The organism is Serratia sp. H1w (assembly GCF_000633355.1).
GTDB lineage: Bacteria > Pseudomonadota > Gammaproteobacteria > Enterobacterales > Enterobacteriaceae > Chania.
Genome location: NZ_AYMQ01000052.1, coordinates 47,394 through 57,271, shown reverse-complemented (window position 1 = coordinate 57,271; position 9,878 = coordinate 47,394). Strand labels below are relative to the sequence as shown.

Sequence of the window (9,878 nt, the reverse complement as noted above, 5' to 3'; positions counted from 1 at the left end):
ACATTGAATACTTGACCGATTTACCCATGCCGGAGTCAGCCGTCAGGACGCAAATAGCACAATACTTTTTCGCATAATCAATTAGCCTGTTAACGTCCCGGCTCGTCATGGTTTCAACAAACGGCGGCTTTTGGAAACGGGCTTCTAGCCGGTCGTTTTCCGTCGCAATAAACTCTTTAATGCGGGAACTGATATCAGCTTCATCCCCTTTATATTTATTCTGTAAAAACTGGTTAACTGTGGCGCTGCTGCGGTCAATTGTTTTTGCAACATATGTCTGGGTATAGCCGCAACGTTCCATCACAGTTTTTAGCTGTGTAATTAAGTTTTCCATCATTGAACCTCATTTAATTGTGATGGGTGCCATTCTTTTTATTGCTGTCGGCACGTTCGGTTTCATATAAATAAATCCCTTCTGCCTCTTTTTGCGCCTCTCTCAACAATTCATTAATGCCATTCTCTGGCTTATGCTCCAGCACCGGCTGCAGCTCACGCTGGGCATCAAGGATTTTCTCTTGACCGCGAGCAATACGCCCTTTGACGCGTTTTTCCCTGTACATCTGAATAACCGGTTTCGGAAACGCATCAACCTTATTGCCATCCCACAGGGCATCACAAATAAAACTGCCATCCATGCGGCGAACAATAACGCTATTGGGGTCGTGAATGTCGTAACAGACCCGAACTTCATTGCCGTGCTCAAACTTCAATTCATTGGCAAAATACAGGTTGTTGAAAAGCCGAACCTCGCCACGGTCTACCGTTCGAATGATTTCCGGCCTGAACATTTCGTGCAATTCTTCCTGGGAGAGATAATCGATCACCATATCTTCACCTTGTTCTTTCAGCAGCTTGCTGCGGTACGCTGCCGGGCTGTAGTGCTCGCCGTTGGCCATCCGTGGGAGTTCGCTATGGGGCCGGTTATTGTAGCGCTCCACCTCGCTCTCAATGGCAGACAGCAACTGTTCCCAGGTGGGCACCTTCTCCATCATGCTGACCTGGCGCTTGGTCAGGTCTTTGCCGGTATGGAATGCCTTGACCGCTGACTGAATAATGCGATCTTGCAGGCGTACCGTTTCCCCATCGGCATCTTTACCGCAATAACTCTCAAAACCTCGCGCTATTTTCCGGGGCACGTCCTTGTTGGGGCGCTCAATCACGCCACGGCCCTGCGGGTTACCCGGTATACCCGTGTGGTGCTCAATGCCCAGACGCGGCAGAATACCCGTAATTTCAGCGTCTAATACTTTGTTCTTTTCCCCGCCGCCGTTATCGGAGTAATAGATCAGCGGAATGCCGTGCCGTGATATGCCATGACGCAGGGCATCGCTGACGGCCACTACGTTTTCGGACAGTGCCAGGCTCCAGCCCACAATAAAGCGCTGCCCGGCATCCATGACGAATGTCACTTCCGGCTTGAAAGTGTTGCCGGTTTCCGGGTTGAATGCCCGCATCTTCATGCCATGGCCATCACCGACCCAGACAGCATTCACTGGCATCTGTGACCAGTCACGCCGCACGAAAGGATTGAGCGAACGCCAGGCCGATCCGGTTCTGCGAAAGCGCTCACGGTGGATCACCGGCAATTTCTTCAACTCACGCCGCACGGCATGGATGGAAGGCAGTGCCGCCAGCATGGCGTCATTCCCGGCATAGACCCGTTCCCACTCGGCCTCGAACTTTTCGTAAGCCTCTGCCACCGTTGGCCTTTTCCATATACGATAATGCTGCAGGAAATCCATCATCCAAAAGATTTCCTCTGGCTTCTTGGCCTTGTGGTAGCCAGGGGCCAGCATGATCAGCCGCTCGACGCTGCTCTCGGTTTCCTGGTAAATCGAGACCCATTCCTGCAGGCTGCTTTTACCCACACCCTTGCGGCTTGAGCCTTTGCGGGCATTGGCGATCAAGGCGGCATCCATGATGTGATCGGGCAACGTGCCATCGCGGGAGCCATCAACAATAAACTGCACTGCAGCAAGGCGAGACATACCCGCATCACGTAAACGCAGAACCTCAAGGGCCAGCAGGGCGCGAGCATCAGCCACGCTTTTTTGCTTGGCATTCAGGGCGCTGACTTCGCGCGTCACCAGCGCAGGACATTGGCGCATGATCTCCAGCTCATTGCTGGGCTTGAGCGCTTTGCTACGATTGACGGGTACGTCAACGGACTTGCAGCCGGTTTGCTCAAGAACAGAGGTATAGTGGCGCTGGCGAACGACCTCACGAGCCTCGGCAGGCAGGCAATCAATGTGATATTCAAACGCTTTTGTACCTTCACGCTTGCGCATCAATGCCGGTGCATTGCCCGCTTGCTTGCCAAGGGCTTCACGTATGCCTTTGGCCGTCGCAGGCATTCCAGGCAAACCCATCAATTCTTTCGCGACAAGAAACATAATCTAGCCCCTGATCCCGAAGTTCATCATTTGCAACCAGCTATCCAGATTGGCTGGGGTTTTAAAGTCAACCAGCGCCAGTTTGTCACCCCAAAGGTGCAAAACAGTTCCACGAAACACAGGAACGCCGCTGTATTGAGTAACGGACGTACCGTTTACACGATACTGTTTACCGGTGTGCTTATCTGTATAAGTAGTTGTTTTCATATCCCACCTTTCACGATGCTTTACGCATGTAGCTTTCAGTTTGGTAACGGCTGGGCCAAATAATTTCAGGCGCAACCCCCAGAGCATCAGCAACGATCTGCTGATAAGGCTTACATGGCGTGCGTAAAACAGTTTTAAGTGAATCCTTCTTGTAGCCAGCTTTGAGGGAAAGAGCGCGAAACGACAATCCACGTTTGTGGATCTCCGCCTTGATGATTTCAGGATGCCAGTCGGCACGCAGATCTTCTCTTTGAGTCGTCATTCATCTATCCTAAAACGTTACTCGTTCGGATAACCGGAGGGTTATCCCTACGGATAAACATTAGACCTCAAAAGAAACTTAATCAAGGTTTTTTTGATTATTTATGAGTCTTTGTTTTTGCGCTTTATTTATCAAATAAAATCAAACACATAAACACAAAGGAACGTCATGAAAGAAAAAGCACTAGAAGGTTCTTTTGATTCTCACGGAAAAGAACCATTCAACGTAAGACTAAAGCAGCTACTAAATGGCAGGACAGTTAAAGAGGCTTCGGATGACTGGGGCATCAAACTTAGTACCATCAAGAACTACTTCTCTCGCCCTGAATCCAAGCCGAGATATGGTGTTTTGTCTAAGATAGCCAACTGCGAGGGAGTATCTATTGAGTGGCTTCTTGGTGATTCAGGCTCTGTTGAGGAAAATAGAATTCCTCAAATGAACTCAGGGAGGGATTGGCGGGATAGACTAGTTGACATGCTTAATCTACTTAGTGATGAAGAGCTAGAGGCTTTAACGAAGCAGTTAATGCGTAAAGGTGTTGAGACTATTCTACAGCTACTTGATGAAGATAATATCAAGTATCTTCAGCTTCCTGACGAGGAAAGAGAGCGCCTAATGGCATTGCACGAAGCTAAAAAGGGGGCATCTGAAGATAATCAAGACAATGAGTTGAGCCGCCCAACGCATAAGGCCGGGTGAGACGCAATCGCCTCATCCATGTGCAAGGAGAGAGAGCTAAATGGGGTGTGTTTTTAAAAGCCTTACAAATACCTTTTAAAGGCGTTTAAACTCCTACTAAAAATGTCCAAAAAAAAACGCAAAAAACGTTAATTTTTTGCATTTTTGAAAATCAGTCCAGAATCAATGTATCCTGCGTAACTTCCCGCCACAAAAGAATTTTTTGCGAATTTTTCGTCCCCTCCAACTGTCCAGAATTGATCACCCCCCCACACATTGCTCAACGTGAAATTTTACCCAACGCTGATCACCCTGCCTGTGCTGATGGCTGTCATTGCCATCGCACTGGTTGTTACCGGGCATCACGTTTGGGTTGTCTCGTTGCTGTTAGGCCTCTGGGGCATGATGGCAACCGCCGCACCAACGGGGTGGTGGACATGGATTGCACGCACGCTTCCAGACAATGCGGAGGCGGGAGGTGGACTGATGGTCGCGGTGATCCAACTCTCGATTGCTCTTGGTTCAACTGCGGGGGGCATGGTGTTTGATCATCTCGGTTGGCAGAGTGCGTTTGCAATGAGTAGCATGTTGCTTCTTTTCGCCGGAGTGCTGACATTTTTCACCTCACGCCAGAAGGTCAGCACGCCTTAGTCAGGCGAAGGTCCGTGCTTCAGTAGTTGTACGCGATGATGAATCTCGGAGGCTGATAAATGCACAATCTCGCTCAATTCTGTGTCACTGTGGCCGACGTCTTTCGCTAAGACGCCTAATATTTTTCGGTCAATGGCATCCAGTTATTAGCCGTATTCGGTGATCCCCGCGATGAGCGGGGATCGGCGGGCGCTACTTGGCGGCGGTTTCCTCTGCCTTTAGTATTTTGTGGATTTCATCCTTGATATGTAGCTTCTCTTTTTTCAAGCGAACCACCTCGTCAGAGTAGCCGTTGCCTGCTGGCCCCTCTAATCGGGAGATTTGGTGGTCGAGTTGGTTGTGTTTCTCAAACAATGACTGGAAGCGGGGATGGCTTGATTTCAGGTGCGATATTAACTCACGGTATTCTGGAAACATACTCAAGCTCCTTTGAGTCAAACTGGACACTGGAGGGCTTCTCCACTTTCACTGTAACCCAGCGCCGATTTTTTTAAAATGGCGCTAGCTAACAAAAATGGCACCTGCGCTTAAACCTTATTTTCCCAGATCCCCGTGCGTAACGTTGCCGGCGAAAACTCAACGTTTCTGCCGCGCCAGCCCAGAGCCTGCCGAAACCGCCACGCACGGATGATATCAAACCGCCAGTAGCGCTCGGCACCGGCAACACCGCCGCTTTCGGCCTGCCATAAAATCTGTGTTTCCCCCTGCAAATGCAAAATATCCCCGAGTGCAAAATCGATAAACAGCAGCGCCGCCCGTGGCTGCGCCAGCAGGTTACCCAAGGTGTTCATATAGCGATTGCCACGAAAGTCCGGTATCCACAGGGTTTCGCCAGCCAGATGGATGAAGCCGGGTTTACCGCCGCGATGCGAGATATCAACGCCGCCTTGCGCCAAATCGCCGTGGGCATAGCTGGCTACAAAACAGGTATCCGCCTGCTGGATCAACTGGCGGGCCTGATCATCTAAACCGTTCAAGTGTTCGAGCGGCTTGGCAACATTCGGCTCGGCGAATAGCTCCCGGCGTTGAATATACTGCGGGCAGTTGCCAAAGCTCTGCTGCACCGTAATCTCCACCCGGTTTTTATCCGTGCGGCTAATGACGCCGTTAACCCGGTTGCGCCTGCGGTTGCTGAAGTTTAATCCCAATGCGCCGACGGGCTGGCCGGGATAGAGCGCCGCCTGAGCCGGATCGTCCGCACGGCGTGGCGAGTTGATCCGTAAATGCGTGTCATCGGGCGAGCGCAGAAAACCGGTGGGGCCGCTGAACAATGTGGCAACCGGCCACTGTTGTTCATCAAGAGTGGCGACAAACAGGTAGGGTAGATGAGCAAAGAACTCCCGGTGCTGATCGGGCATGGCGGTGTAGATGTTACCGCTCACCGCATCAAAACCGGCCAGATCCTGCGCCAACTGCTCATCGGGATGAAACAGGGGGGAGAGCATCTTATTGCCCTTCAGCCATGTCTGGCAGAGGTAATGCAGGCATCGGGAAGAACCCGGGCAGGACGGCGATACGATCTATCCAACGCTGGATTGCCGGGAAGGGGGTGAGGGAAAGCCCACCTTCGGGAGCGACCGCCACGTAGCTGTAGCAAGCCAGATCGGCAATCGTTGGCAACTTGGTCGCTAAAAATTCGCGCTCTGCCAGGTGTTGCTCTAACTGAGGTAAAAAACGTGCGCTGATACTTTGCGCGTACGGGTAGTTCTCTGGCGCAGAAAATTGCACCACCATCCGGCAGGACGCGGGGCCATAGCGCACCTCTCCGGCGGCTTTGGAAAGCCAGACCTGGACCTGAGCCGCCGCCAACGGATCTTCCGGTAGCCAGTGGCTATCAGGCGCATAACGCTTAACCAGATACACCATGATGGCGTTGCTATCGGTCAATACCAGTTCATCGCTCAGTAATACGGGGATCTGGCCTAATGGATTAAGCCTTAGGAATGCCTCGCTACGGCGCACCGTAGCCGGGGCTTCACAATACTCGTAAGGCAGATTGAGCATCCGCAGCAGCAGCTCGACGCGATGGCAATGGCCAGAGGCCGGGGTGGCGTACAGTTTCAAGGTTGGCATGGTGAGTCTCCTGTATGGTGTTATTGACTACAATACTCTTGCGTCAGGTGATGGGTATCCGGGAAGATGGCAATTGATAATTTCATTTGGCGGAATAATCTATGGATCGTTTAGATGAATTGGCGATTTTTGTGGCAGTGATCCAGCAGGGCAGCTTGGCCGGTGCGGCTCGCAAACTACGCCGTTCCGCTCCGGCGGTGACCCGGGCTATCACTTCGTTGGAGCAGCGGTTTGGTGCGCGGCTGGTAGAACGCACTACCCGGCGTCTGGCCCCTACGGAGGCCGGGTTGCGGTTAGCCGCACGAGCCCGGGCTCTGTTGCATGACTATCAGGATGCCGTGATGGATACCACCGAGGCGCAACTGAGCGGCCTGCTGCGTATCACTTCGCCGGTACAGTTCGGGCGTAAGCACGTAGCGCCGATGGTGATGGCCTTTCTCGAACGCTACCCGCAAATCCAGATCGACATGCAGTTAAATGACCACAATCTGGAATTGATCGATGAAGGGCTGGACGTAGCGGTGCGCATCGGCCATTTACAGGACTCCTCCAAGGTGGCACGCAAGCTCGGAGAGGTGACACGCGTCACCGTGGCTAGCCCGGCTTATCTGGCGCAGCGCGGGGAACCGCTGGAACCGGCGCAGTTGAGCGAGCATGACACTATTGTCGGCACTCTGCGTCCATCATCCGGTGAATGGCGTTTCGGCCCCGGCGAAAACGGCGAACGGGTGCGCTTAACGCCGCGCTTGTTGCTAAATGAGGTGGAGACCCAACTGTTGGCGGTGCGGGCAGGCAAGGGGATTGCCCGGCTACTGTCTTATCAGGTGGCGGACGATCTGGCCAATGGCACGCTGGTGCGGCTGTTGGCCGCCTATGAACCTCAGCCAGTACCGGTGCAACTGGTGACGAATAACGTGCAATACATGCCGCTGAAGGTGCGTACCTTCTGGGACTTCGCCTATCAGCAACTGAGCCAGATAGCGCAAATACAGCCTGGTCATAATTAACCGAATTTAGTCGCTGTTTCACAGGTGATACGTTAAACGTGCGCTAATAGTTTTACCTGTGAAACTAATTGGCCGGAAAATTAAATTTATATCGCCGATCACGCATTGCCGCATCAGCTGTCTTGACAATATTTTAACATGTTGCTAATAGTTAACTCACATCTTAAATAATAAACAAAGTTTAATATATGAAACTTCTAGCGGGCAGCTACGATAACGCAACTACGGTAGAGGATGAAAATGCGATCCTACTATCATTTCAATCCCGTAGTCAGCGAGTTTACCAACAGCAACGCCATGAGTTGAATATTGCCTATGGTAATTCACCGCGTGAAGTTTTTGACTGGTTTTATTCAGCTAAAGAATATCAAGGCACCATCATCTTTATTCACGGCGGCTATTGGCAATTTTGTGATAAACAGGATTTTGCTTTTATTGCCAGCGCACCTTTGGCAGCAGGTTTTGATGTGGTGTTGGTGGAATACACTCTGGCTCCGGAAGCTAACCTGGGCGATATTTGCCAGCAAATTGGTGTGGCTCTGGATGCCATTGAGCAACGGTTACCACCGCGTGGCGCTAAGCCGGTTTATCTGACCGGGCATTCTGCCGGTGGGCATCTGGCAGCGTTTTGGCAACATCATCCGCTGGTGCGGGCGGTATTTCCCATCAGCGGTATTTTTGAGCTGCAGCCGCTGCTGGAAAGCTACGTAAACCAGCAACTGAAGTTGACTCACCAACAGATAGCGGCCTTGAGCCCGGCGCGCAATGTACCGCTCTCGTTGAAACCCATGGTGCTGTTTTACGGCGCGGCAGAATTGCCGGAGCTGATGGAGCAATCGCTTTATTACTATTCCGCATTGCGGGCGCAGGGGCTGCCGGTTAGCTGCCATGCGCTACCCAATGCCAATCATTACAGCGTTCTGGATGCGGTATTTGCTGCCAATGGCGCGTTACACCGCTACCTGCTTACCGATGGAGATATACCTGATGCGCACAGTCATTGATACCGGCTTGCCAGAGATCGGTCAGCCCTTTTCCTGGGCGACCAAAGGCGGCGGAATGTTATTTACTGCTCACGGCCCTGTAAGGCAGGATGGCACTATTGAAACCGGCGAACCGGAAAAACAGATCACGCTGACGTTTGATAATTTGGCTACCACGCTCAAAGCCGCCAATAGCCATAGTGATAATGTATTACAGGTGATTGTTTATCTTACCGATGTGAATGATGTCAAACTATTGGATCAGATCTATCCACGTTATTTTAATTATCCGTATCCCAATCGCTCAACGGTCATTGTTGATAAATTGGTGGTGCCTGGTATGAAAATAGAAATTACCGTTAGCGCTACGGCTTAATCCGTTATTAGAAAAATAATATTCACCTGCCAATTCATTGAATAATGAATGAAGGATAATCTATGTTCAACAATATCGCTCCCTCTACACCCGATCCTATTATGTCACTGATGGAAGCCTATATGCAGGATGCCAATCCGCAAAAGGTTAACCTGGGGATTGGCCTGTATTACGATCACCAGGGGAATATTCCTTTGATGCAGGCCGTACATATTGCCGAGCAGCGTTTGCTGGAACAGCAGCGGCCACATACTTACCCGCCAATTGAAGGCTCTGTTCCGTTTGCCCGCCAGATCCAGACGCTGCTGTTTGGCGAACCTGCGGATCGTATCGCCACGGTGCAAAGCGTTGGCGGCTCTGGCGCGTTGAAGCTGGGGGCCGACTTTATTTATCACTATCTGGATCGCCGCGAAATCTGGGTCTCCGATCCTACCTGGGCTAACCACTGGGCGATATTTGAAGGTGCTGGGCTGCGGGTCAATACCTACCCCTATTTTGACGATGCTACGGGTGAACTGCGCTTTGCCGCCATGCTCGACACGCTCTCCGGTTTGCCGGAAGGGGCGGTGGTGTTACTGCATCCTTGCTGCCATAACCCTACCGGCACTGATCTGAGCCAGAAGCAATGGCTGGAGGTGATCGAAGTCGTGCAACGGCGTCGGCTGTTGCCTTTCTTTGATATCGCCTACCAAGGCTTTGGCGACGGGCTGGATGAGGACTGCTTCGCGCTGCGGGTGATGTTGAAAACCGAGATGAATTTCCTGGTGAGTAACTCTTTCTCCAAAAACGTCGCGCTGTATGGCCAGCGATTAGGCGGGCTATCGGTGTGCTGTGGCACAGCTGAATTGGCAGCGAACGTCAAAGGGGCATTGAAAACGCTGATCCGTCGCAGCTATTCCTGCCCGCCGACCCACGGCAGCCAGATTGTGGAAACCCTGCTGGCAGACCCGCAACTGTATCAACTGTGGGCCAGCGAGCTGGGCACCATGCGTCAACGTATCAAGCAGATGCGCGTAAGCCTGGCGGCGGGCCTGGAACAAGGTAGCACTACGCTGGATTACACCCGCATCCGCGATCAAAAGGGCATGTTCAGCTACACCGGGTTGAATGAACTTCAGCTCGGCCAACTGCGGCAGCAGTATTCCATTTATCTGGTCGCCCCCGGCAGGATGTGTCTGCCCGGCCTCAACCAGCAGAACCTGGACTATGTGACCGCCGCCATCCTTGACGTTACCCGTACCGCATAGA

12 protein-coding genes and 2 pseudogenes are annotated in these 9,878 nt (G+C 52.0%); 6 read left to right on the top strand and 8 right to left on the bottom strand.

What is annotated here, in order from left to right; translation table 11 throughout:
• The 4 genes and pseudogenes from U869_RS0111660 to U869_RS0111645 form a co-directional block, all read right to left on the bottom strand.
• Positions 1-337: pseudogene (locus U869_RS0111660) on the bottom strand (ATPase); the annotation flags it as partial.
• A 10-nt stretch (positions 338-347) separates the two neighbouring features.
• Positions 348-2,393 (bottom strand): Mu transposase C-terminal domain-containing protein, encoded by a 2,046-nt coding sequence (locus U869_RS0111655; protein WP_025123327.1) that lies wholly within the window; start codon positions 2,391-2,393, stop codon positions 348-350.
• Positions 2,394-2,396: 3 nt separating this feature from the next.
• Positions 2,397-2,600, bottom strand: coding sequence for a hypothetical protein (locus U869_RS0111650; protein WP_025123328.1), 204 nt, complete (start codon positions 2,598-2,600; stop codon positions 2,397-2,399).
• A gap of 10 nt (positions 2,601-2,610) precedes the next feature.
• Positions 2,611-2,862: a helix-turn-helix domain-containing protein gene (locus U869_RS0111645; RefSeq protein WP_025123329.1), complete on the bottom strand. Its 252-nt coding sequence runs from the start codon at positions 2,860-2,862 to the stop codon at positions 2,611-2,613.
• Positions 2,863-3,030: 168 nt separating this feature from the next.
• On the opposite strand from U869_RS0111645, the gene U869_RS30010 reads away from it, so the two are divergent.
• Entirely contained in the window at positions 3,031-3,561 is a 531-nt protein-coding gene (locus tag U869_RS30010) for a transcriptional regulator (protein WP_025123330.1), read from the top strand.
• A gap of 258 nt (positions 3,562-3,819) precedes the next feature.
• Positions 3,820-4,191: pseudogene (locus tag U869_RS0111635) on the top strand (MFS transporter); the annotation flags it as partial.
• Here U869_RS0111635 and U869_RS30625 read toward each other — a convergent pair.
• From U869_RS30625 to U869_RS0111620, 4 genes are all read right to left on the bottom strand, one after another.
• Entirely contained in the window at positions 4,188-4,325 is a 138-nt protein-coding gene (locus U869_RS30625; protein WP_255329200.1) for an AsnC family protein, read from the bottom strand. The pseudogene U869_RS0111635 and the gene U869_RS30625 overlap by 4 nt on opposite strands.
• A 58-nt stretch (positions 4,326-4,383) precedes the next feature.
• On the bottom strand, positions 4,384-4,608 hold the full coding sequence (locus U869_RS0111630) for a YdcH family protein (RefSeq protein ID WP_025123332.1): 225 nt from the start codon (positions 4,606-4,608) through the stop codon (positions 4,384-4,386).
• Between the two features lie 110 nt (positions 4,609-4,718).
• The gene (locus U869_RS0111625) at positions 4,719-5,636 is read right to left on the bottom strand and encodes a pyridoxamine 5'-phosphate oxidase family protein (protein ID WP_025123333.1); all 918 of its coding nucleotides are present in this window, start codon (positions 5,634-5,636) and stop codon (positions 4,719-4,721) included.
• 1 nt (position 5,637) lies between these two features.
• Complete coding sequence (locus U869_RS0111620) at positions 5,638-6,264, bottom strand: glutathione S-transferase (protein WP_025123334.1); 627 nt, start codon at positions 6,262-6,264, stop codon at positions 5,638-5,640.
• 101 nt (positions 6,265-6,365) lie between these two features.
• Between U869_RS0111620 and U869_RS0111615 the strand changes: the two genes are divergently transcribed.
• The 4 genes from U869_RS0111615 (at position 6,366) to U869_RS0111600 (ending at position 9,877) form a co-directional block, all read left to right on the top strand.
• On the top strand, positions 6,366-7,271 hold the full coding sequence (locus tag U869_RS0111615) for a LysR family transcriptional regulator (protein ID WP_025123335.1): 906 nt from the start codon (positions 6,366-6,368) through the stop codon (positions 7,269-7,271).
• Between the two features lie 188 nt (positions 7,272-7,459).
• The gene (locus U869_RS0111610) at positions 7,460-8,275 is read left to right on the top strand and encodes an alpha/beta hydrolase (RefSeq protein ID WP_025123336.1); all 816 of its coding nucleotides are present in this window, start codon (positions 7,460-7,462) and stop codon (positions 8,273-8,275) included.
• Positions 8,259-8,630 (top strand): RidA family protein, encoded by a 372-nt coding sequence (locus U869_RS0111605; protein WP_025123337.1) that lies wholly within the window; start codon positions 8,259-8,261, stop codon positions 8,628-8,630. Before U869_RS0111610 ends, U869_RS0111605 begins: the two co-directional genes overlap by 17 nt.
• A gap of 62 nt (positions 8,631-8,692) precedes the next feature.
• Complete coding sequence (locus U869_RS0111600) at positions 8,693-9,877, top strand: amino acid aminotransferase (protein ID WP_025123338.1); 1,185 nt, start codon at positions 8,693-8,695, stop codon at positions 9,875-9,877.
• The last annotated feature ends 1 nt before the right edge of the window (position 9,878 follow it).

What these genes read in the sequence shown, in the direction of transcription:
- U869_RS0111650 (WP_025123328.1), bottom strand. Translation starts at nt 2,600, where the DNA reads ATGAAAACAACTACTTATACAGATAAGCACACCGGTAAACAGTATCGT.
- U869_RS0111600 (WP_025123338.1), top strand. Translation starts at nt 8,693, where the DNA reads ATGTTCAACAATATCGCTCCCTCTACACCCGATCCTATTATGTCACTG.
- U869_RS0111625 (WP_025123333.1), bottom strand. Translation starts at nt 5,636, where the DNA reads ATGCTCTCCCCCCTGTTTCATCCCGATGAGCAGTTGGCGCAGGATCTG.
- U869_RS0111605 (WP_025123337.1), top strand. Translation starts at nt 8,259, where the DNA reads ATGCGCACAGTCATTGATACCGGCTTGCCAGAGATCGGTCAGCCCTTT.
- U869_RS0111645 (WP_025123329.1), bottom strand. Translation starts at nt 2,862, where the DNA reads ATGACGACTCAAAGAGAAGATCTGCGTGCCGACTGGCATCCTGAAATC.
- U869_RS30010 (WP_025123330.1), top strand. Translation starts at nt 3,031, where the DNA reads ATGAAAGAAAAAGCACTAGAAGGTTCTTTTGATTCTCACGGAAAAGAA.
- U869_RS0111630 (WP_025123332.1), bottom strand. Translation starts at nt 4,608, where the DNA reads ATGTTTCCAGAATACCGTGAGTTAATATCGCACCTGAAATCAAGCCAT.
- U869_RS0111620 (WP_025123334.1), bottom strand. Translation starts at nt 6,264, where the DNA reads ATGCCAACCTTGAAACTGTACGCCACCCCGGCCTCTGGCCATTGCCAT.
- U869_RS0111615 (WP_025123335.1), top strand. Translation starts at nt 6,366, where the DNA reads ATGGATCGTTTAGATGAATTGGCGATTTTTGTGGCAGTGATCCAGCAG.
- U869_RS0111655 (WP_025123327.1), bottom strand. Translation starts at nt 2,393, where the DNA reads ATGTTTCTTGTCGCGAAAGAATTGATGGGTTTGCCTGGAATGCCTGCG.
- U869_RS0111610 (WP_025123336.1), top strand. Translation starts at nt 7,460, where the DNA reads ATGAAACTTCTAGCGGGCAGCTACGATAACGCAACTACGGTAGAGGAT.